At 33.7% G+C, this 21,069-nt stretch carries 23 protein-coding genes and 1 tRNA gene; 11 read left to right on the top strand and 13 right to left on the bottom strand.

The features are described from left to right. Positions 1 to 23: 23 nt before the first annotated feature. From def to DNJ73_RS00630, 5 genes are all read left to right on the top strand, one after another. On the top strand, positions 24 to 632 hold the full coding sequence (def, locus tag DNJ73_RS00650; protein WP_158465801.1) for a peptide deformylase: 609 nt from the start codon (positions 24 to 26) through the stop codon (positions 630 to 632). Between the two features lie 66 nt (positions 633 to 698). Beyond that, entirely contained in the window at positions 699 to 1,034 is a 336-nt protein-coding gene (locus DNJ73_RS00645; RefSeq protein WP_158465800.1) for a histidine triad nucleotide-binding protein, read from the top strand. 115 nt (positions 1,035 to 1,149) lie between these two features. Further along, positions 1,150 to 1,431: a hypothetical protein gene (locus tag DNJ73_RS00640; RefSeq protein ID WP_158465799.1), complete on the top strand. Its 282-nt coding sequence runs from the start codon at positions 1,150 to 1,152 to the stop codon at positions 1,429 to 1,431. 119 nt (positions 1,432 to 1,550) lie between these two features. Beyond that, positions 1,551 to 3,539, top strand: coding sequence for an ABC transporter ATP-binding protein/permease (locus DNJ73_RS00635; protein WP_158465798.1), 1,989 nt, complete (start codon positions 1,551 to 1,553; stop codon positions 3,537 to 3,539). Between the two features lie 9 nt (positions 3,540 to 3,548). After that, a complete protein-coding gene (locus tag DNJ73_RS00630) occupies positions 3,549 to 3,788 on the top strand; it encodes a chlorophyll a/b-binding protein (RefSeq protein ID WP_158465797.1) in 240 nt (79 codons plus the stop codon). Positions 3,789 to 3,799: 11 nt separating this feature from the next. Here DNJ73_RS00630 and DNJ73_RS00625 read toward each other — a convergent pair whose 3' ends face one another. Next, positions 3,800 to 4,798: a Ycf66 family protein gene (locus tag DNJ73_RS00625; RefSeq protein WP_158465796.1), complete on the bottom strand. Its 999-nt coding sequence runs from the start codon at positions 4,796 to 4,798 to the stop codon at positions 3,800 to 3,802. 88 nt (positions 4,799 to 4,886) lie between these two features. Further along, the gene (psbX, locus tag DNJ73_RS00620) at positions 4,887 to 5,054 is read right to left on the bottom strand and encodes a photosystem II reaction center protein PsbX (RefSeq protein ID WP_158465795.1); all 168 of its coding nucleotides are present in this window, start codon (positions 5,052 to 5,054) and stop codon (positions 4,887 to 4,889) included. Positions 5,055 to 5,142: 88 nt separating this feature from the next. Between psbX and DNJ73_RS00615 the strand changes: the two genes are divergently transcribed. Further along, complete coding sequence (locus DNJ73_RS00615) at positions 5,143 to 5,448, top strand: YggT family protein (RefSeq protein WP_158465794.1); 306 nt, start codon at positions 5,143 to 5,145, stop codon at positions 5,446 to 5,448. A gap of 11 nt (positions 5,449 to 5,459) precedes the next feature. On the opposite strand, the gene accC is transcribed toward DNJ73_RS00615, so the two are convergent. Then, the gene (gene accC / locus DNJ73_RS00610) at positions 5,460 to 6,803 is read right to left on the bottom strand and encodes an acetyl-CoA carboxylase biotin carboxylase subunit (RefSeq protein WP_158465793.1); all 1,344 of its coding nucleotides are present in this window, start codon (positions 6,801 to 6,803) and stop codon (positions 5,460 to 5,462) included. Positions 6,804 to 6,929: 126 nt separating this feature from the next. Here accC and DNJ73_RS00605 point away from each other — a divergent pair. Then, positions 6,930 to 7,011 (top strand) — tRNA-Leu (locus DNJ73_RS00605). Between the two features lie 27 nt (positions 7,012 to 7,038). After that, positions 7,039 to 8,316: a glycosyl transferase gene (locus DNJ73_RS00600; protein WP_158465792.1), complete on the top strand. Its 1,278-nt coding sequence runs from the start codon at positions 7,039 to 7,041 to the stop codon at positions 8,314 to 8,316. Here the strand turns inward: DNJ73_RS00600 and DNJ73_RS00595 are convergent, their stop codons facing one another. From DNJ73_RS00595 to DNJ73_RS00580, 4 genes are all read right to left on the bottom strand, one after another. Then, positions 8,317 to 9,360, bottom strand: coding sequence for a PRC-barrel domain-containing protein (locus tag DNJ73_RS00595; RefSeq protein WP_158465791.1), 1,044 nt, complete (start codon positions 9,358 to 9,360; stop codon positions 8,317 to 8,319). It lies immediately after the preceding gene. 58 nt (positions 9,361 to 9,418) lie between these two features. Further along, positions 9,419 to 13,024, bottom strand: a complete 3,606-nt coding sequence (smc, locus tag DNJ73_RS00590; RefSeq protein WP_158465790.1) for a chromosome segregation protein SMC — start codon at positions 13,022 to 13,024, stop codon at positions 9,419 to 9,421. 63 nt (positions 13,025 to 13,087) lie between these two features. Then, entirely contained in the window at positions 13,088 to 13,489 is a 402-nt protein-coding gene (locus DNJ73_RS00585) for a hypothetical protein (RefSeq protein ID WP_158465789.1), read from the bottom strand. 93 nt (positions 13,490 to 13,582) lie between these two features. Further along, the gene (locus DNJ73_RS00580) at positions 13,583 to 13,720 is read right to left on the bottom strand and encodes a hypothetical protein (protein WP_110859680.1); all 138 of its coding nucleotides are present in this window, start codon (positions 13,718 to 13,720) and stop codon (positions 13,583 to 13,585) included. A 218-nt stretch (positions 13,721 to 13,938) separates the two neighbouring features. On the opposite strand from DNJ73_RS00580, the gene DNJ73_RS00575 reads away from it, so the two are divergent. Further along, positions 13,939 to 14,403, top strand: a complete 465-nt coding sequence (locus DNJ73_RS00575) for a YqjD family protein (RefSeq protein WP_187152516.1) — start codon at positions 13,939 to 13,941, stop codon at positions 14,401 to 14,403. Beyond that, complete coding sequence (locus DNJ73_RS00570; protein WP_158465788.1) at positions 14,403 to 14,789, top strand: phage holin family protein; 387 nt, start codon at positions 14,403 to 14,405, stop codon at positions 14,787 to 14,789. The genes DNJ73_RS00575 and DNJ73_RS00570 overlap by 1 nt, the downstream gene beginning before the upstream one ends. A 1-nt stretch (position 14,790) precedes the next feature. Here the strand turns inward: DNJ73_RS00570 and DNJ73_RS00565 are convergent, their stop codons facing one another. The 3 genes from DNJ73_RS00565 to DNJ73_RS00550 form a co-directional block, all read right to left on the bottom strand. Beyond that, complete coding sequence (locus tag DNJ73_RS00565) at positions 14,791 to 15,915, bottom strand: class I SAM-dependent RNA methyltransferase (RefSeq protein ID WP_158465787.1); 1,125 nt, start codon at positions 15,913 to 15,915, stop codon at positions 14,791 to 14,793. Positions 15,916 to 16,493: 578 nt separating this feature from the next. Beyond that, positions 16,494 to 16,883 (bottom strand): cupin domain-containing protein, encoded by a 390-nt coding sequence (locus DNJ73_RS00555; protein WP_257473265.1) that lies wholly within the window; start codon positions 16,881 to 16,883, stop codon positions 16,494 to 16,496. 326 nt (positions 16,884 to 17,209) lie between these two features. Further along, positions 17,210 to 18,121: a DUF5672 family protein gene (locus tag DNJ73_RS00550; protein WP_187152515.1), complete on the bottom strand. Its 912-nt coding sequence runs from the start codon at positions 18,119 to 18,121 to the stop codon at positions 17,210 to 17,212. Between the two features lie 724 nt (positions 18,122 to 18,845). Between DNJ73_RS00550 and DNJ73_RS09675 the strand changes: the two genes are divergently transcribed. Continuing rightward, complete coding sequence (locus tag DNJ73_RS09675; RefSeq protein WP_187152514.1) at positions 18,846 to 19,022, top strand: hypothetical protein; 177 nt, start codon at positions 18,846 to 18,848, stop codon at positions 19,020 to 19,022. A gap of 60 nt (positions 19,023 to 19,082) precedes the next feature. Here DNJ73_RS09675 and DNJ73_RS00545 read toward each other — a convergent pair whose 3' ends face one another. The 3 genes from DNJ73_RS00545 to DNJ73_RS00540 form a co-directional block, all read right to left on the bottom strand. Beyond that, the gene (locus DNJ73_RS00545) at positions 19,083 to 19,400 is read right to left on the bottom strand and encodes a DUF3303 domain-containing protein (RefSeq protein ID WP_158465784.1); all 318 of its coding nucleotides are present in this window, start codon (positions 19,398 to 19,400) and stop codon (positions 19,083 to 19,085) included. Between the two features lie 172 nt (positions 19,401 to 19,572). Next, positions 19,573 to 19,746, bottom strand: a complete 174-nt coding sequence (locus DNJ73_RS09670) for a hypothetical protein (protein ID WP_187152513.1) — start codon at positions 19,744 to 19,746, stop codon at positions 19,573 to 19,575. A 215-nt stretch (positions 19,747 to 19,961) separates the two neighbouring features. Next, complete coding sequence (locus tag DNJ73_RS00540; protein WP_158465783.1) at positions 19,962 to 21,026, bottom strand: glycosyltransferase family 4 protein; 1,065 nt, start codon at positions 21,024 to 21,026, stop codon at positions 19,962 to 19,964. Positions 21,027 to 21,069: the final 43 nt, after the last annotated feature.

Below are 21,069 nucleotides of genomic sequence, written 5' to 3'. Positions count from 1 at the left end.
AAAGTTGTTGTTTTGAGACTCCTTTGGCTGGCAGTTTTGCTCAACTTGCAAAAAATGCAGAAAAAAAGAAGCCTTCAATATCAGTTTCTAAAGAACCTGTCACAAACCCCCCTTTGAAGGTATTTCAGCTTGGCAACGAAGCTTTAAGAACCCCTGCGAATCGTATCGTCAAAGTTGATGACTCAATTCGAAAGTTAGTTAAAGATATGCTTATAACTATGTATTCAGCCAAAGGAATTGGTTTAGCTGCGCCGCAAGTAGGCATACATAAAAGGCTTTTGGTTATTGATTTAAACTTTGAAGATCCCAATGCTCCTCCAAATGTTTTTATAAATCCTGAAATAATTTCATCTAGTGCAACCATAGATACTTATGAAGAAGGCTGTCTAAGTATTCCTGGAGTATATTTAAATGTTTTAAGGCCCTCATCAATCAAATTAAGTTATCGAGATGAAATGGGGAGACCCAAAAAAATGAATGCTGATGGTCTAATGGCACGATGTATTCAGCACGAAATAGATCACCTAAATGGTGTCTGCTTTGTTGATAGAGTCACTGATGAAAATGAACTCAAAAAACAATTAAATGAAAATAATTTCAATCAAAGCGATGTCATAAAAGCAACAAATTAAAAATTCTTTTTAATTAAAACTACAAAAATCAAACCCTATTCAATTCTTTATCTCTCTCCAAATTAAATGACAACAATTTTCGATAAAATTATTAGTGGTGAATTACCTTGTGATGAGGTTTTTAGCGATGAAAAATGCTTAGCTTTTAAAGACATAACTCCCCAAGCACCTACCCATATTTTATTAATTCCCAGAAAACCTATCCAAAGTCTGCAACAAATAACAGAAGAAGATCAAGAATTACTTGGTCACTTACTACTTAAAGGAACAAAAATTGCGAATGCTGCTGGTCTTGAAAGTTGGAGAACTGTTATCAATACAGGAGAAGAAGCTGGTCAAACGGTATTTCACCTACATATTCACATAATCGGAGGAAGAAAATTAAATTGGCCTCCAGGTTGATTATTTACTTTTTATTATTGATTCCTAATCAATCAGCACGATTGCCTTACTGGCTTAGTGTCTGACTCATCTCACCCCAGTTTTGCGCTATAAGATAGGTAATTAGTTAAGTTCAATGGATTCTCAAACAGCTGCAGATAAAAACGGCATTATTAATAAAGTAAGTACAGATTTACAAGATTTTTGGTCAAATCTTAGTGATAAGCAGCAATCTATTTTAAAAAAAATATGGTCAATTTTAACTTATAAATGGCAATGGCAAATAATTCTGAATGCCCCTTTTTTAGTTATTTGGATATTAGATCAAACTATTCCTGCAGTTCATTCATTTAATATGCAGCTTATTTTTTCACTTCCAATACCTTTGGTAATAAAAACATATTTGGGTTTTAGCTAAGATATATAAATAAATCACTTTGATGAGTTTTCCTCTCAAACAGTGTCAAATTTAACTCTAAAAAATACGCTAGCCTTATTGCTAATCAAGTTTTATTGATTTTGAAATAATCCAATTAAATGACCTCATCGATTTCTAAAGCTCAAAAAGGATTAGTAAGCCAACTTATTAAATTAAGAAAGCTTACTCAGCCATATTTTCTACCTTATACAAAGAACAATGGCTGGCTATTTCTCTATTTGTTAATAGCTTTATTATTTTGTGTTGGCGGAACAGTTCTATTTTTACTTACAGGTTTAATGAGCCTGTTAACCAATTTAGCTCCAGAGATAACAAACCAGTTTTTAGGAGGAGTTCAAAATTCCTTAAAGGTCATTTGGGATGGTCCTTCGGGAATAATCATTTCGAGCTTATTTGCCTTAGGTCTTTTTTCATTTATCACAATAAGAGGTCAATTGAGACAAAGAAGATGGATACCGTGGTTATTCCTAGGTCTAATAATTTTAATGCTGGTATCTGTTAATGGTATTAATGCTGGGATTAGTTTTCTTGTAAGAGATATCACTAATGGTTTAATACAAAAAGATGAAAATACAAGTTATAAGAATTTATGGATTTTAGGAATTTGTTTTTTTGCAGCATTGCCTATAAGAAGTTTTCAATTTTATTTTACAGCTAAACTTCAGCTTTTATGGAGAGAATGGCTATCAAAGAATCTCATAAATGATTACTTAGAAGATCGTACATATTATATTTTAAATCCAAATGAAGAATCCGAAACAAATATCGATAATCCTGATCAAAGGATTACAGAAGATGCTAGAGATTTTACTGAACAAATAATTGATTTATCAATCAATGTTTTTGATTCTCTTTTGGTATTTTCCTTAAATATTTTTATTTTATTGAGTATCAGCAAAGAATTAACTATAGCTCTAATTTTATATGCATCAATTGTTTCAGCATTACTTATATTTGCTAGTAAAAAGCTTTTTACAATAAATTATGATCAACTAAGATTTGAAGCTGACTTTAGATATGGGCTAGTTCATGTAAGAAATAATGCAGAATCTATCGCTTTCTATTCTGGTGAAAATCAAGAAGAAAATGAAGTTTTTAGAAGATTAAATTCTGTTGTAGAAAATTTCAACTTACTAATAATTTGGGAAGCATTTCTTAGGGTTTTACAACGTTCAGGAATATATGGGAGTGTTTTTATCCCATTTATAATTCTTGCTGCTCCAATTCTTAGTGGCCAAATGGACTATGGGGAATTTGCACAAGCAAGATTGAATTATAGTCTTCTTGAAGGATCTTTATTTTTCATAATCTATAAAATTGAAAAATTAGCAAGATTTTCCGCATCCATAGGCAGACTTGAAGGTTTTCAATCCAATATGAATGATGTAAAAGATAATCAATATGATGATTTTAACGTAGAAATTAAGACTAGAGATTCAATTATTCTTAAAAATGTCAGTATTAAAACTCCGGGAAAAGATAATTTCCTAATTAATGATTTAAATCTAAGTGTTGAAACTGGTCAAAGTCTTCTCGTGGTAGGACCTTCTGGTTGCGGGAAAACTTCTCTACTTAGGGCTATCAGTGGCCTATGGGCAATACAATCTGGTGAGATAGAAACACCCTCAAATGGTGATTTACTTTTTATCCCACAAAAGCCATATATGACTCTTGGCTCTTTGAGAGAACAGCTTTGTTATCCATTAGATAAAAATAGATTCAGTGATGATCATTTAAAGGCCGTTTTAGAAGAAGTTAAGTTACCTCAAATTATCCAAAGATATCCTGATCTAGATATCAAACAAGATTGGCAAAGACTATTATCTCTTGGAGAGCAACAAAGGTTAGCTTTCGCAAGACTTTTGCTAAATTCACCTAAATATGTTGTTTTAGATGAAGCAACAAGCGCATTAGATGTAAATACAGAAAAACATCTTTATGAACTTCTTAACCAACGTGAGATGGCTTGCATTAGCGTTGGTCACAGGCCAACACTTAAGAACTATCATGAAACTGTGCTGGAAATTACAGAAAACAAAGGCTGGCGATTGTTGCCCGCTTCAAGTTACACGTTTAATGAAAACTAACTTATTTTTATGAACTCAAATACTGACAAAAACCTTGATGATCAGTTAAAAGAACAAGCAAATACTGATTCAGAAATTAAAATTCCTAGTACAACTGCAACCACAAATGACATTCCTGAGTTTGGTTGGAGTGGATATGCAGAGAGGATAAATGGAAGATTTGCAATGATTGGTCTTGTCTCAGTTTTACTTATAGAAGCTCTGAGCAAGATATCCTTTTTGGAATGGGCTGGACTAATTACTAAATGATGAAAATTAGATCAATCATCAAACCTTGAACTATTGTCTCTAGGTCTAGCCTTACGAGATGAGGGTGAATAAGAACTTCCAGATGGTCTTTTATTAGCATTATTAGGAACGGAGTCTTTTGAAGGCCTTCTATTAGCCCTACTAACTCCTTTTTCGGAACTGGAGAAGGCTGCATCTTCAATATTATTTTTATTTTTAGAGGGTCTACTAGTAGGCCCTGAGGAAGATCTATTTAGATTTTCATTATTTAATCTTGAAGATGATACTTGAGAAGGGTTAGAAGACTCATTTCTTCTACGACTTGATGTTTGTCCACTTGCTAAAGGACGGCTCCCTCTTCTAGTTTCTTGACGACTAGTTCTCCTGTCGCCAAAGTTTGAGGTTCTATCAGAAGAAAATTTTGAGTTATTAAATCTTTCCATTCTTCTATTTCTATCTCCATCTCTTTCTCTTTCTCTTTCTCTTTCAGATCCTCGTGTATTTATACCTGAAGAGCTTATATTTCTAGGCCTTCTACTTACAGCCTGCTCTGGGATTGCAGCTCTTGATGGTCTTCTTCGATAATTTTCATCATCTGAATATTCTTCCTCATAGTCATCTCTACCTGAAAAACGCCTATTGATAGGTTGAGATTCATCGAATCGATCATAAGCCCTATCAAGCCCTGAATCTGATAGGCCTCCTCGCGAAGATCTTGGTAACTCAGGCTCTTCGTCAAAATATGAAGATCTGCGTGCTTGATCTGTTGCAATACCTCTTAGTCGAACACTTTCATAAGCAAAAAACACAGTTGTTCCCGCAAGTAAAAACTGTCCAAACTGAAGAATTGGATCTAAACGCCATCCCTGAAAAAAGAGAATTCCGCCACATAGCAATCCAATAGCGGCAAAGAATACATCGTAATCTCTTGCCAGCGCTGGTTTGAAAGACCTAAGAAAATATAAGCCAGCCCCGCAAACAGCAAGAACTATGCCTACAATGCTTGCCCAATTTAGACTGGCATTGACCAAATTTGCCCTCTGAAATAAAGATTTTTAGGTTGTAATCCAACCTGTATTCAATCAGTCTATGACAAATTTAGGTAATTACTAGCGCCCCCTATCGCAATGCATCTTTTTGACTAACCCAAATCAATGCAGCCGCAGCAGGTGCGACTATTAAAGCTCCAGCGGCAAGAAAACTTCCTATCATTCCAACAGCGGAATTTGTGGCAGCTTCACCAGAAACTCCAGCAGTAAGAAACAAATTTAATAAATGAAAAGCCATTTCAGCTAATTCCAATGCGACACCAATATAATCTTACGAAATCAGAGATGATTTATACCATCTATTCAATAATCCTTTGAGCTTTGTGATGCCTCTATTAATTAAAAGCCTGCCAACACTACATTTTTTATTTAGTTTTTTTATTGGCGCTCTTATCCTTGTATTCCTTCTAAGAATTATTTTGACTTGGTATCCAAAAATCGATTTAAGAACTGGCTTATGGCCAATTATTTTTATACCAACAGAACCTGTTCTAGTGGCAACACGAAAAATTGTTGCGCCAATTGGAGGAGTAGATGTAACTCCAATAATTTGGGTAGGGCTCTTAAGTCTTTTTCGCGAATTATTTTTTAGTCAACAAGGTTTGTTAACTCAAATCATGTTGCGAACTTAAAAACTAATGATCTACAACATTTCTTGTTCAACAAACTTTGTATGAACATCTCCATTTATAAATTCTTTTCTTTTCAATAACTGTAAATGAAAATCAATAGTAGTAGTAATTCCTGTGACAGCGCATTCGTTTAAGGCTCTTTCCATTCGTTTTAGTGCTGCTTCTCGATCCCTTCCCCAAACAATTAGTTTTCCTATTAAAGAATCATAAAAAGGAGGTATATCGTAACCTGTATAAACATGGCTATCTACCCTTACCCCTGGTCCACCAGGAGGTAACCAACCAGTAATTTTTCCTGGAGAAGGTCTAAAATTATGATTAGGATCTTCTGCGTTAATTCTACATTCAATAGCATGTCCTTCAAGCTTAATCTCTTCCTGGCTGAATTGTAATTTTTCTCCTCCAGCGATACGTAATTGCTCAGATATAAGATCCATTCCTGTAACTAACTCAGTCACAGGATGTTCAACTTGTATTCGAGTATTCATCTCCATAAAATAAAAATTACCTTGCCTATCAAATAGAAACTCAACTGTTCCAGCCCCTTCGTAATTGATGCTTTTTGCTGCTGCAACTGCTGCCTCTCCCATCCTTATTCTTAAATGGTCATCTAAAGCTGGACTTGGTGATTCCTCTAATAATTTCTGATGTCGCCTTTGAATTGAGCAATCTCTCTCTCCAAGGTGAACAACATTTCCAAATCGATCAGCAAGAATCTGAACCTCTACATGCCTTGGGCGATCAATAAATTTCTCCATATATAGGCCTGGATTACCAAATGCAGCTTCTGCTTCTCCTTGAGCAGCTTTAAAAAGGTTCTCTAATTCATTAGCATGGCCAACCAAGCGCATACCTCTTCCACCTCCTCCTGCCGTTGCTTTAATCATTACCGGATAACCCATTTCCGAAGCAAGCTTGGATGCATCTGAGACACTTTCTAGCAAACCCTCACTTCCAGGAACTGTAGGAACTCCAACCTTTTGCATAGTCGATTTAGCGGTCGACTTATCACCCATTGAACGAATTGCATGAGGAGAAGGACCAACAAAAATTAGGCCGTGATCTCCACAAATCTCTGCAAATCGATCATTCTCGGCTAAAAAACCATATCCAGGGTGAATAGCATCAACTCCTCGTGAAGTTGCTGCAGCTAATATATTCGGAATATTTAAATAACTTTTACTACTCGGCGAATCTCCAACACAAACAGCTTCATCAGCTAATTGAACATGTAGAGCATTTTTATCAACAGTGCTGTAAACAGCAACCGTAGCAATCCCCATCTCTCGACAGCTTCGGAGAATTCTTAAAGCTATTTCGCCACGATTAGCTATCAGCAGTTTGCCTATGGGCATTCAAAATTATCAGGTCCTCAGGCGGATCGTATCAGTATTAGTGCCCAAGACTGAAACCAAATAGGTAGAAGCTTAATAGGTTAAGCATTATGATCATGATTACTTAGTGTTTAACTAAGTAAATTTGCGGATGTGGCGGAATTGGTATACGCGCATGTCTAAGGAACATGTGGCTTCGGCCTTGCGAGTTCAAGTCTCGCCATCCGCATTTTTCAAAAATGATGCTCATCCATAAATGAGTAAAAATCCTTTAGCAATTATCTTTGTATCTAATGGACCAGGTGAATTAGCTACATGGGTGAAGCCACTTGCAAGAGAGCTTCATAAACAAATAGAGATGAGACCTCCATCTCAGAGCTCTGCAATATCCCTAAACTTAGTATTAGTTCCTTGCCCCAATGCAAATGGTCATGAAAATCTTGCAGCCCAAAAATGGTTGCAATTTGAAAAGATTATAAAAGCAAAAAATTTCTGGGAACTGATTTTTAGACCAAATAGATTTGGTTTATGGCCAACTAAAGGGTTAGTAATTTTTTTAGGAGGAGATCAATTTTGGAGCGTCTTACTCTCAGCAAGATTGGGATATTTACATATGACTTATGCAGAATGGATTGCAAGATGGCCTTTTTGGAATGATCGTATTTTAGCGATGTCAGACAATATTCTTCAAAGAGTACCAAAGCGAATTCAAAACCGTTGTTCAGTAATAGGAGATTTAACAGCTGACTTGAGTGAAGCTGCAAAAATTGATGATCCCCTACCCCCTGGAAAGTGGATTGCACTCATGCCAGGCTCCAAAAGCTCCAAACTGAAAATTGGTATACCTTTCTTTCTTGATGTGGCTGATAAAATATCAGAATCAATGCCTAATTGTAGGTTCATAGTGCCTCTTGCACCTACTACAAATATAGATGAGCTAAAATACTTTGCTAGCAGAAAAAATCCAATCTCAAAACAATATAATTCAGGAATTAAATCAATTCTTAAATCTAATAATAAAGAAAAAAGAGGAATACTAATAACAGAAAAATCTACAGTTATTTTAATACAAGAAAAACATCCTGCTTATAATGATCTTATTCAATGTGATTTAGCAATAACAACAGTAGGTGCCAATACTGCTGAGCTGGGGGCATTAAGTATTCCTATGATAGTTGTTGTACCTACTCAACACCTATTAGTTATGGAAGCATGGGATGGATTGATAGGTTTAATTGCTAGATTACCAATTTTAAAATGGTGCTTAGGCTTATTAATTAGCTTGATCAAAATGAGGAATAGAGGCTTCATGGCTTGGCCAAATATATCTGCTAAAAGAATGATTGTACCTGAAAGGATTGGTCATATAACTCCTAACCAAATAGCTAAAGAAGCTATGGATTGGCTTAATGCTCCTTCTAGGCTATCTGGTCAAAAAAAAGATCTTCAAATGCTCAGAGGAAACAAAGGAGCAAAAAAGAAATTTTGTCAGCAAATTATTAATCTTTTGAAGGAAAAAAACCTTTTGAATTGATCACCATGGATCTTCAATATCTAAAAGTTCTTTATCTTTAAAGGTAGAATCTTCAATTTTTTCAATAGGTGGTTTTTCCAAAGGTTCAATATCTAAAGGTTCTTCATCTCTTGAAATTTGAGATCTATTTTTACTATTTCGAGTGGAAATTCTAGGCTCATAATTATCAGACCTATTTATTAATTTCGACTTATCATAATTTGATTGGCTTTCTTCAATTTCTGAATAAATTGAAGATTCATCTGGTTCATCTAGGTATCTTAGTTCTTGATTATATTGTTGTTCTTCTGATTCCTGTAATTCTACGTATTCCATCTCATCTTCTTGAAAAATTTCCTCTTGTGCTTGTTCTAAAAGTAGCTGTTCCTCATTGCTACTCTCACCAGAAGACAATTGATTTTCAACTGGAACAAGATTAACTCTATACCTATCTCTTTCACTCTCCTCCCATCCAGAGTTACCTACCCCAAGCTTTTCAAGAAAACCACTACTTAGCTGTTTTAATTTTTCTTCAGCCCCCTCATAAACAATTATTCGATCCGGACCGCTACTGACAATTTCATCTACTGGCATCTCCCAAGTACTTAAAACCCCTTCACCTAACAAAGGAACACCTAATGCTCCCATGACCAAAGTCAATAATTCACCAGTTTCAATATCAAAAGAAAAGCCAAGAACTCTTCCTAACTGATCTCCTGATTCAGTAATGACCTGGCAATTGATAACTTTATTAAATCTTTCTGGAACAAAGTTTTCGCTTAAAGAATCTAATGTATCAACCAAAATCACATCACCCACTTGACGAATCTGATCAAGAGGAAGCCATCTTGGCAGTCCAGGTAAAAAACGTGTTAACGGATTATCTCTAAGTCCCAAAGCAACAACTTCTCTCCGATCAATATCAACAACAACTTCCCCTACTAGACCCAATCTTCGTCCAGTATCACGAGTAATAACCTGAGTCCCCATTAACTCAGAACGAAGCCATAATCTGTCACTTGGGACAGCGGATGTTGATTCTTGTGGGGCTTGAGTGTTGGTCAACTCAAATATGCAGAAATTAGATTTGTAGAACCATATTGAATCATCTTAGTAAATTCAATCAAGCTGCGATTGGCAACCCAACAACTTGAGTATGATTCCCCCTTGCTTGGGTAACCCCAATAGTCCTCATTGACGCTCCAATCATAGGTCTTCTATGACTTACAACAAGAAATTGTGCATGTTCTGCTTGTCGAGCAATTAAAGCCGCTAACCTTTCAACATTGACCCCGTCTAAAAAACTGTCTACTTCGTCAAGAGCATAAAAAGGGGAAGGTCTAAAACGTTGCAATGCAAAGAGAAAACTCAAGGCAGTTAAGGATTTTTCTCCACCTGACATGGCTGCCAGCCTTCTGACAGGCTTACCTTTTGGATGAGCCACCAAAGTCAATCCTCCCTCTAAAGGTTCATCAGGATTTTCAAGTTGTAAATGTCCATCTCCTTCAGACAGACTTGCAAAAATTTCGCGAAAATGTTCATCTACTGCATGAAAAGCCTCCATAAAGGCCTCCTGACGCAAAGTTGAAACAGTCTCAATACGAAGCAAAAGTTCAGATCTTTCATCAGTTAGAACCTGTAGCCTACTTTCAAGTTCATTAAGCCTGTCTTCTAACTTTGCTAATTCTTCTAATGCAAGCATATTGACTGGTTCCAATTCTTCCATTTTCTTCTGCAAAGCCTCCAAATCAGAAAGTAAAACCTCAAGACCTTTTTCTCTTATTTCATCTGAAATCAATGGTAAAGGATTAGGAAGCTTCTTTTCTAATTCAGTACAACGATTCGTTTCTATACGTATCTCTTCCTTCATATTTTTTTGATCTTCTCTTAAACGTTGAAGACTCCATTGAAGTTCTTGCAAATTTAAACGTTTTGTATTTACATCAGCTTCTACAGAATCTCTTTCTCGCCGTTGTTCCCCAAATCGAGTTTCTAGTTTCTTCTGCTCATTAATCAAATCTTGCCGAGTTGAATTCAGTTGCTTGGTTTGCTCACGCCAATTAATATGAGCAGAAGCAAGAGTCTCTATTGAATCCTTTAAGCGATTCTCTTCGATGATTAAAGAATTTTCTTGATCAGTTAAACGATCAATTGCAAGCTTATTTTGTGATTGCTTATTTAAAATCTCATCTCTCTTATTTCTAAAATCTATAAGGTTTTTATCAGCATCTTCTAGTTCCTTTTGCAATTTGTTCCAAACAGATGAATCACTTGATTTATCTATAGTTTTTTCTTCCTTTTCAATTTTTAATAAATCTACCTCTAAAGGTTTGATATTCGCATTAATCAATTCTAATTGAGAAATTTTTTCTTTTTTTGTCTTAAGAAGTTCTTCAATTCTTTTTTGACGATAACTTTGGCGTTCTAATAAAGGGGAATTTGACCTTTTAGAAGTTTCTCTTTCAGCGTCGAGCGCTGCTTTTTTTTGCTCTAATTTACTTAGTTCATTTCTAAATTTTTCTAGATCATTAGTTAGTTTTTTCTCTTGATTTTGACAATTTACAAGAGTCTCACTTACTTCTAATAATCTATTCTTCAATAGATCAGAATCATCATTATCTTTTACTCTCCCAAAACTCAAACCTAAAGATCTATTATTTAAACTACCACCAGTAATTGCTCCACTCTTTTCCAACAATTCACCTTCTAAAGTAACAGCTCTTTTAATACCAATTTGATCACGAGCTGATGATAAGTCACTAAATACAAGCGTCTCTCCAAATACATATCTGAATACATGTTTATATATAGGATCAAATTTAATCAAATCAATTGCCTTTCCTATTAGTCCGGTATTAGTATTAAGATCACTACCAAGAGATCTAAGAAATACTTCAGATTTATTTTGAGAATTTTTTAAAATCTTGTTAAGAGGTAAAAAAGTCAATCTTCCAGCTCGTTTCCTTTTTAAAAGATCGATTGACTTTCCAGCAATTCGATCATCATCAACAACAACTTGGCCAAGCCGAGCGCCAGCAGCTACTTCAAGCGCAATCCTATAACGATCTTCAACCTCGCCTAAGTTAGCAACAGGGCCATGTATACCATCTAATCCAGATTCTAATAATAAAGTTAATGCACTTGTCCCTCTACTTTCATATATAATTTCCTTCCTACTTTCTAAACGAGCAATATCATTTTGAAGCTTTCCTTGCTCTTTCTCTAATCTAAACCTAGTTCGCTCTTTTATACTTTTTTCTGAAGATAATTCTATAAACTCTTGTTTTTTAATTGCAATTAAATCCAATATATTTTCCCATTCTTTATTCAAATTATTAATTTCTAAGTGTACTTTTTGATTAGCACATTCATCAGATTTTTGATCACTATCTAATTCTTTTAAAATAACATTTAATTGTAATAATTTTTCTTCAAGATTTTGTTTTTCTATTCTTTTTGGATCTAATTTTGATTGGATTTCATTTTTATAATGCCTAGCCTTCTGATGCTTTTCCATCCAAGCACCAGAACGGCCTGCTATATCTGAAAGTTTTCTTCTAGAAGATTCAACCCAAGCCTCAGCTTCTTTACAATTCAACTCAGCTTCATCAACATCTTTAGGATTAATTTGATTAAATTTATTTTGTAATTCAGTTTGGAAATCTTTTTTTTTCTGTAGAAGATTATTTCTATATTCTTTTAATTTGTCACCTTCATTTTTATGATTAAGTCCCTGCCTTTCTAACTCTCTATGCTGAGATTCAATTCCTGCTATTTTAGATTGGACTGCAATCAATTGATCTTCACCTAGTTCTTTGACGTTTTTCTGTAAAATATTCAATTTATCTATAGATTTTTTTAATTCATTTTCTTTATTGACTAAATTTTCTGAACCTACTTTTTCTTTTTTGATCAAATCTTGATGCTCTAAATCTAATTTTCTCAAAACCTTTTTTGCCTCTTCATAAGATAAAACTAATTCTTGCTCTCTTCCAATCAATAATTGATTTTTTAGATCTTTATATAAACTGGCTTTCTCACAATCTTTTTGCAAACGCTGTTTGGAAAGATTCAATTCTTGTTCAACAATCCGACAACGTTCTTGCCGTTCATAGACATCATCTAACTTTGAACGGGTTTGATCTATACGAGTATCAAATAATGCAACACCAGCAAGCTCATCTATTAGGCCTCTACGATCTTTATTACTCATGGAAACTATTCGAGTAACATCTCCCTGCATAACAACATTGCTACCCTCAGGGTCAATTCTGAGACGTCTTAATTGTGTTTGTAATTGCTGTAAATTACAAATCTCACCATCTGCGCTGTAAGTGGAAGCATATGAGCCACCTGGCATAACCTTTAATCTTCTTGAGACTGTCCATTCTTTTTGCCCAGGCTTAATCCAAGGTCCTTGTTCTGTAGGGTCTATTCCTTCTTCTGCTTCATCAGGCTGCCAATCAGTGAGATCGAATTTTACAGTTACTTTGGTTTCCGAAGATTTTCCAGCTTTCAATACTCCACTATTAACCAAATCAGGCAATCTATCTGCTCGCATTCCTCGACTATTTGCAAGGCCTAAACAAAACAAAACACCATCAAGAATATTGCTTTTACCTGAACCATTAGGACCTGTTACGACAGTAAAGCCCTCTTCAAGTGGAATCGACATCGATCCACCAAAGGACTTGAAATGAGACAAATCTACATGGTTGATATGAACCAACAGAATGTATTCACGATATGAATGACGTTAGCGAAATATTAGAGAAACTCAAGTCTTTCTATATCACAAACAATATTTACTGTTTTTCCTGAGGATTCTGCAACCATTTTTATCTATTAATAAATCCCCTGGCTCATTTTCCCATTGAAGAGATAAATTTATAAAATTATTTTCAATATTGGGGAGAGAGTTAAAAAAAATTCCTTTTTTAACTCTAGTTGCAACTCCTCTATTCCCAGAAACAGCCTTTTCTGTAATAAAAAGCCAATCCAGGTTATGAGGAGCAATATAGACAGCTTGAACATATGGTCCATCCATTATGGGTATCTCATTTAAGCGCCAAGTTCGGCAATATTCTTTATCTTCTATAAGTAAATCAAAATGAATACCTCTTAAATCATCAGGTGCTCCAATATGTCTTAATAAAACCCACCTGTGATGATTTTTTTTATCAGTAGTTTTCAACTAAAAATCAATAACTAAAATTGAGAAGAAATTTCCATAAAAATCTTTCAGGAGACAAGTCTCCTAAATACAGATTACTTATCGACAAATCTTTTAGCTTTTAGCCTCAGGTACAAACCTTAAAGCAATTAAGAGAAGGCTTCCTGCACCTGCTATTGAAGCTAATACTAGGCCAAAATCTGTAGGGATTGTATTAGAAGCAAAAACCATTGATGAAATTCCGACGCCCATGGGTTGTTTAGAAGATACCAGAGACGTTTAGCACTATAAGTATTCGAATAGCAATATTTGTAAGCAAAGACGACGAAAATTTTTCATGAAATTTTGGACCTAAAACATTTAAAACGTAGAAACAAGCTTTCTTTAGAAGTGAATTTTCAAAATTGAATACTATTAAGGGGTTTCGATTAGGACAATATCTCTCTATTCTTGAATAAACCTTTTGGTTTATGGAATCAGTGAATTCCTCATCCTCTCAATCCTCAAATTCAGTTGAAACTGAAGAAGCTATTGCTGAAAAATCGTCAGAGCAATGGTTCAATGAACAATTTGATAATTTATTGCCAAAGATTCAAGAACGTTGGCCAGATTTAGCTAGACAGACATTAGAAGCCACAAAGGGTAGTCTTGACGAATTAATAAATGTCATATCCTTACATTCAGGTAATAACGATTTTGGAGTTAAAGAACAATTAGAAGAAATTTTTCATTCTGCATCGGACAAAACAAGAGATCTAGCAGAATCTCTAGAGCCTCTTGAAAAACAGCTTGAAGACCTTCTAGACGAGTTAAATAGCACTTTAAGACCTCGCATTGAGAGACCAATCAGAAAAAGGCCCCTTTTCGCGATTGGCATTGCTGCTGGAATTGGAGTTTTATTTGGGATACTTCTTAGTGGAGGCAAAAGAAATTAATGTCCAATTCAGAACGAAAGAAAGGATTAGGAGCTGCCGCAAGAGTGACAGCACTTGCAAGTTCAGTAATGGATCTTCATGTGCGCATTGCGCTACAAGAAATGGACAGAGAAAAACGCCGCTTAATCAGTGGTGGGATTTTCCTGGCTACTGGGGGAGTCCTGATGTTATTTTCTTTACTTGGATCTGAATTAATTCTTGGATTTTGGATTCACGACTTGCTTGAACTAGATACGAAATCTACTATTTTAATTTTGGTTGTTATCAATCTTGTCTTAGCTGGAATGAGTTTGAGAATTGGGGGATATCTGGCAAAAGGGCCTTATCTTCCTGAAACTTTAGAGGGAATATCAAAGACTACAAAAGCTGTTTTAGGGAAAAATTAATTTAGTTAATTTTGTAATTTATCCATCTACAATCAATTGAACCATTATTTACCTGAAAACGACGACTAGCTTTCATGCCTAAATATTGACTTAATTTTGGATTACCGTTAAGAAGCCAAAGATCCCAACCAGAGGCTTGTGTTTTACAATAATCACCTAATTCTTTATAAAGTGTAGGTAAGAAATTTTCATCTCCTATTCTTTTCCCATAAGGAGGATTACAAACTAAAAATCCTATTCCAGGTGGTAATTGTAATTCTTGAAAAGGGCAGTTAATTATTTCTATATAATTTTCCAAGCCTGATTTCCTAACATTCTCCATAGCAGAAGTAGCAATACTTTGGTCAAATTCACATCCAATTACTTTTGGTAATTGTTTATCAAGAGTAGTAACTTTCTGTGCACTTTTTAATTCACTATTCCACAAATTAATATCAAAATCTGGCCAATTTTGAAATAAAAATTTCCTATTTATACCAGGTGATATTCCAAATAAAGTACTAACTGCTTCAATTAAAAATGTTCCAGAACCACATAATGGATCTACCAAATTTTGATTACCATCCCATCCTGTCATTCGCATTAACCCTGCAGCTAAGGATTCTTTAATAGGAGCGATTCCAACAGCAGGCCTATATCCTCTTTTATGAAGACTAGTATTACTTCCATCAACACTCAAAACTGCTTGATTCTTTGCCAGATGCAAATGAAAGCACATATCTGGATTATTCAAATCAATGTTTGAACGAAAACCCCAACGTTCTCTCTGAAAATCAATAATGGCATTTTTCACTTGCAAGGCAGTGTAATGACTATGTGATAAACCTTCTCCAATTCCAGTGACGCTCACTCGAAAACTTTTTTTGGGTAAAAGCCAAGTTTCCCAATCAATTGCAGTTTGAATGCCGTCATACAGTTCACCAGGGCCATGACAAGGAAATCTACAAATTTCTCTTAAAAATCTAAAAGATAATCTAGCCCTTAAATGTAATCTATATAAACAAGCCATATCAGCTTCAAATAATATGTGCCGCCTTGAGGCTTTAGCTTCAAATGCTCCAAATTCTATCAACTCTTTAGCGCCCTCTTTTTCAAGACCTTGAGAAATAGAAGCTACACATTTCATTATTTTAAAGTTATTAAAAATCAATCGAAAGCATGATTAAACCTTAATCGATTAATTCCCAAAGATCTGTCAGAATATATATGTCTATTTTCTAATGGACTAGGTGATTCACACCAGTATCTCGGACAGCGGTTCGATTCCGCTCAGCTCCATAAAATGGGGCTGCAATGGCTTCGACGGGGTATCAGGCGAGTGACTGAAGCCTGCTCGGTCAGAGCAAAACCATAACTGCTAACAACATCGTTAGTTTCTCCCGTCAAACAGCCCCTGTTGCTGCTTGATCTTTTAACGGAGATGGGGTCAGATCAGCCTTATTACCCAATTGATCCATGGAGCCTGGAAGGGCTCCTTTTTAATTGCGCCGCGATGGGTCTTAGAGTCTCAATAATCTTCAAAATTTCGTTTAGGTACAAATTCTAAGGATAATTATTTTTAAAAAAATATAAGGACAATTTTAAAGACAATTCTCAGGAATTCTCTCAAAAGAAATTCTCAATCGTCTCCAAAACATAAAAAAGGACTGACCTAAGTCAGCCCTTATGGTTCCAATAGAAAGATCTATCAACTTGAAGTAATTGTCATTCAACATTAGTGAGAGTAGGAACTCCTTCAGCTGCTGCAACAGTTACCCACATAACTGCTTGTACTTTTCCATTATTGGACATTGTATGAGGAGGCGTGTCAGCTGCTAAGACAAAAGAATCTCCCTGCCTAAAAGTTGTGCTTTTACCTCTCTTAGTCTTCAAGGTTAATTCACCTTGCTCAATATAACTAGTTAATGGTGCCTCATGGAAATGAAGAGGAACCACTCCTCCTGGTTGAACATCAACTTTATAAAGACGCATTTCCCCTTTACCTTCCGGGTAACTAAAGGACTCGCCATAAATTGGCTTTGTGCTTGTAAAAAGTTCTTGCACATCTACAGGAGGTTTATCATCAGCATTCACAGCAATCGGAAGAAAGCTCATCAATGAAAAAGCTATGAAAGACAAAAAGCTGAAAATCTTTTGAAACATTGATTTAAAAACGTATAAAAAAATTCTATCTAATTTACAAAAATTGCGAAGTCAAAATTAATACAAGAGCAAAAGACTAAAATTCATCAGAAAAATACTTGAAATAAAAAAATTATTAATATATATATAGGCAATTAGTACTTAAGAAGTGAAAGGACTTATCTATATAAATAGCCACACAATAGTAAAAAAATTAATTATCTTCGAAATTTTAATTATTAAAAATAAAAATGTATTTCTCAAGCCAAAAAATTATTATCAAGACTTTTGATTTACGTTTACAGTGAGATCAAAACATCAATAGGTAAATCAATTAGTGCCAAAACATGTTTTATATGTCTTTCATAAATTTCTGCTTGCTCATCTTTGTTTAAATAAAAATAGCTTGCATGACAACCAATGCTTTCAAAATAAGAACATTCACAAGAAAAGCGTTTTGCGATTTCAAATGGAACAATATTTTTTGAATATTTTGATATGAAGCGACTAAAATAGATATCTTCATTTTCATTTTCTACTGAATCTTCATTTTTACAAATCTCAATCATAACGTCACGATTTCTTATAGATAAACCACCATTACCAATAAATACTCCTTCAGGTATTGGAACAGCTTTATTAAACATTTGAGTTACCCATCTGTTAACTTTACCATTTTGGTTTTTATCTCGATATTCAGGAAATGATGTAGACAAAAATTTTCTCTCTGCGAATGGAGCTCCAATATAATCATACTTGAACATAGAAAACTCAAGAGGTTCAATTAATAATGCATCTGTTTGAAAAACAAGAATATTTCTAGAAGGAAGTGACTCCCAAAAAACTGTACTTTTTAGTATTTTATTATAAATTTCTGTATTAATTTTTTTTATATTAGATTTATCATAATTTAATTCAATTATTGTTACCCAATCCGTTAAGTTACTAAATATTTCTTTCATTTTTCCAACACTATAACTCGTTGTATATAAAATTATTTTCATCTCCAATCTAGTCATAAGTAATGTATTATAAATAGCAAATTTAATAGATTTATCTGGTCTATCCTCTACAATTATTGCAGTATATTTGATTAATTCGCGTGGCTTTAAGGGAAGAATTTTATTAATCCAATCTTGCAGATAGGATTCTAAAATATATTTTGTATGAAATTCAAAAATGTGTTTTCGATAATTTTTTAAATTGTTCATAAGGGAAGTATCAGAAACCATCTTGCAACTCTCAGTAGCGGATGTAGTATTTTATATTACTTGAAAATGTAACCAAAAAAACCTGTCAAGAACATTAAAAGAATTTAGAAGAAACTCGACAAAAATTCAGATAAATCTGATAGGAATAAATCTTTTAAGCAATATCCAGAAAACAATTTTATGTTTTTTAGAAATTTATAGTAAAGACAACCGCGGTGATTTTATGTAACCAGTTCTGGAAAAAAGCAAAATAACTTCTCAATAAAGAAAATAAGAATTACTAATTAATTCCTCAGACTAATCAAAAGGATACACATAGGAATTTTTATGAAAAATTGAAGCAATACCAAAAGGAAGCTTATAAAAAGTAAACTTTCTTTTTGAATTTACTATGAAATAGTTACTCTTACTCTTCTTCATAGTTGATTTAACAAGAGCCACAGCAAAGTCCATTTTTTCTAGGCTCAACTTTAAAGAAATCTTAGAATCAAATCTTAACAACTCTAAAAAACAATAATTGACAAATTGTCTATTCCCAAGAAAGAAATTCTAATTACTTTTTAGAGGCTATAAAAAATTGCGGAGCTTGGCTTTCATAAAGTTAAAAATTCAATTAATTAATTAATTAAATTTCTCCTTAACATTTCATATATAATAATTTTTAATAAGTAAGTTAATTTTTAGAAAATATTCTGATAATATTTTTTTCTATTTAGGAATTCTCATGCAGTTATCTATTTTTGCTTTAGCTTCATCGGAATGGGGCATTGCGAGATTTATGACAGATTCATTTGCAATAATTTCTCTAGCAATTTTAGCAACTCTTCCTATTCTATTACTTAAAGATAAGGCAAATTTAAAAAACATATGGACTAGTGGTAATGCGCTATCTAATAAATAAATAGATTATTTATTTATTTGAAATCTGTATGGTTAATTAATAATAAAAAGATCTATAAAGTTAAGACATTTTTGCAAACAAGTCCTTGTGATAGTCAACAACATTTTGGCAACTGATAACAGGAGTAATTTCCATGTCGATACCAAACTGTGCTCTCCATGGAGCAAAATGCAAAAATAGTTCCTTGTCACCTCTTGCATTGCAAAGGATTACAACACGACCTTCTCCAGGTGCATGAACACGAAAAAGCATTTCAAAACCATCAAATTTATCTTGCTTCGACATCTCACCATTTTCCCAAAATTCCACAAATTGCTTATAGGCAGCAACTTGATTATCAATATTAGTGAATTGACAGTCAACCAAGTAAAGTTGCATCGGTGAACAGATAAAAACTAATTTTAACTAAAAATACAAAAGAAATGTTTGATATATCGATCAATAAACAAATCATGTTTTAAAAAGAAGACATAGGAGGGATTAAACAATTTATAAAGAGTTTTATTGATTAAAAAAGTAGAGATAGCTTTTATTATTCTTAATTCATAAATTATCCAGGAGAGTTAAAAAATCCATTTGAGAATAAAAATAAACACATAAGAAGTAAAGGACCCACACCAAATAGAAAAAGAACAATTTTTGCAGTTCTAGGAGTTGTTTTTTGTTCTCCAGCTGGATCCATAACCTTAAAGTCCGCTTTTTTCTTAGATTTTTTACTTGCCATATCAAAAAATCAATTTTAAAAAACTATAATAGCAATGATCATCAAATATATATGCAGTGCTAACAGAAGCAATTTTACCTAGTAGTGAAATAATTTTATAAACCTAAATATTAATCTTCTATAAGATTTAGAAAATTCTATATTATTAATATGATCAAGTGAAAGATAAATTAAAATAATCTATGAAAGAAAACTATTCGATATAGAAGCATAGTTTATTCGATTTCATCAATAATTTTTTCTATTGATCTGGCTGTATCAAACCAATTAAAAGACGCTGCTTGAGAAGGTCCTTCATTAAGGCATTTTTCAAAGCATTTTTTATCATTTATAACTCCATGCATTGCAAAAGCTATTGATTGAATATCAAATGGATTAACTAAATAGCCATATTTGCCAATAATCTCAGGAAGTGCACCTCTATCAGATCCTATAACAGGAGTACCACAAGCCATTGCCTCTAGTGCTGGAAGGCCAAATCCTTCCCAAAGACTCACAATGATGAGTGCTTGGCATTCATTTAATAGTAATAATTTTTCTTCATCATCAATCCAACCTTTCCAAACACATAAATGTTTCAGATTCAGTTCTTCAATGATTTTCATTAATCTGGGTGTATACCTTCTATCAAACGGGCCTACAAAAACAAGCTTATAATTATGAATTTTGGCTAATGAGAATGCTTGAATAACTCTTTCCAAATTTTTATGCGGATTATGTCTACCGATGATTAGAAAAAAATTTTTTTTAATTTTTTTTATTGGATAATACTTTTTATTATTAAAACCTAATTTAATTGGAAATAATTTATGCCTAGGTACTTTATAGAAAATATTCAAATCATTTGCAGTGGAATTAGAGTTACATAGAATTATCTTAGATTGCTTTAAAATTAAAGGGATATAAATTAAATGATACAAAGTTAAAAATGACATTGAAGGATACCTAAGTGGTATCAAATCATGAGCCAGTACAATAGATTTGACGTTTGTAAATAACGGCGCTTCCAATAATGGTGATAAAAAATATTCAGCATTTAACTTATTCATGATTTTTGGAACAACTTGTTGAAGCCAATACAAACGTCTCAAATGGCTATTTAAACCTTGACCGGGTGAAAGATTATTAGGGATATAAATATCACCTTTTATTCCTATATCTTGTGGAATTAGTGTAGTTATTTTTTGAGCAGATAAAGAAGTAACTAAATCCTTGGAAACCACTCCTATACCTGTATTTTTTTTTGTTATGTAGCTACCATTAAAAACTATAGAAGACATGGTTATAATACTCGCATAGATTATTTATTTTGATAATAGTAAG

Origin of the sequence: Prochlorococcus marinus XMU1408 (genome assembly GCF_003208055.1) — a bacterium.
Classification (GTDB): domain Bacteria; phylum Cyanobacteriota; class Cyanobacteriia; order PCC-6307; family Cyanobiaceae; genus Prochlorococcus_B; species Prochlorococcus_B marinus_A.
Note: the sequence above shows the minus strand (reverse complement) of the source record. Positions and strands in the feature narration are given on the sequence as shown.

Excerpts from the sequence above, each read along its gene's own strand:
- DNJ73_RS00645 (WP_158465800.1), top strand. The coding sequence starts at position 699 with ATGACAACAATTTTCGATAAAATTATTAGTGGTGAATTACCTTGTGAT.
- DNJ73_RS00640 (WP_158465799.1), top strand. The coding sequence starts at position 1,150 with ATGGATTCTCAAACAGCTGCAGATAAAAACGGCATTATTAATAAAGTA.
- DNJ73_RS00635 (WP_158465798.1), top strand. The coding sequence starts at position 1,551 with ATGACCTCATCGATTTCTAAAGCTCAAAAAGGATTAGTAAGCCAACTT.
- DNJ73_RS00630 (WP_158465797.1), top strand. The coding sequence starts at position 3,549 with ATGAACTCAAATACTGACAAAAACCTTGATGATCAGTTAAAAGAACAA.
- psbX (WP_158465795.1), bottom strand. The coding sequence starts at position 5,054 with ATGGCTTTTCATTTATTAAATTTGTTTCTTACTGCTGGAGTTTCTGGT.
- DNJ73_RS00615 (WP_158465794.1), top strand. The coding sequence starts at position 5,143 with ATGCCTCTATTAATTAAAAGCCTGCCAACACTACATTTTTTATTTAGT.
- accC (WP_158465793.1), bottom strand. The coding sequence starts at position 6,803 with ATGCCCATAGGCAAACTGCTGATAGCTAATCGTGGCGAAATAGCTTTA.
- DNJ73_RS00600 (WP_158465792.1), top strand. The coding sequence starts at position 7,039 with ATGAGTAAAAATCCTTTAGCAATTATCTTTGTATCTAATGGACCAGGT.
- DNJ73_RS00580 (WP_110859680.1), bottom strand. The coding sequence starts at position 13,720 with ATGGGCGTCGGAATTTCATCAATGGTTTTTGCTTCTAATACAATCCCT.
- DNJ73_RS00575 (WP_187152516.1), top strand. The coding sequence starts at position 13,939 with ATGGAATCAGTGAATTCCTCATCCTCTCAATCCTCAAATTCAGTTGAA.
- DNJ73_RS00570 (WP_158465788.1), top strand. The coding sequence starts at position 14,403 with ATGTCCAATTCAGAACGAAAGAAAGGATTAGGAGCTGCCGCAAGAGTG.
- DNJ73_RS00565 (WP_158465787.1), bottom strand. The coding sequence starts at position 15,915 with ATGAAATGTGTAGCTTCTATTTCTCAAGGTCTTGAAAAAGAGGGCGCT.
- DNJ73_RS00555 (WP_257473265.1), bottom strand. The coding sequence starts at position 16,883 with ATGAGCTTTCTTCCGATTGCTGTGAATGCTGATGATAAACCTCCTGTA.
- DNJ73_RS00550 (WP_187152515.1), bottom strand. The coding sequence starts at position 18,121 with ATGAACAATTTAAAAAATTATCGAAAACACATTTTTGAATTTCATACA.
- DNJ73_RS09675 (WP_187152514.1), top strand. The coding sequence starts at position 18,846 with ATGCAGTTATCTATTTTTGCTTTAGCTTCATCGGAATGGGGCATTGCG.
- DNJ73_RS00545 (WP_158465784.1), bottom strand. The coding sequence starts at position 19,400 with ATGCAACTTTACTTGGTTGACTGTCAATTCACTAATATTGATAATCAA.
- DNJ73_RS09670 (WP_187152513.1), bottom strand. The coding sequence starts at position 19,746 with ATGGCAAGTAAAAAATCTAAGAAAAAAGCGGACTTTAAGGTTATGGAT.
- DNJ73_RS00540 (WP_158465783.1), bottom strand. The coding sequence starts at position 21,026 with ATGTCTTCTATAGTTTTTAATGGTAGCTACATAACAAAAAAAAATACA.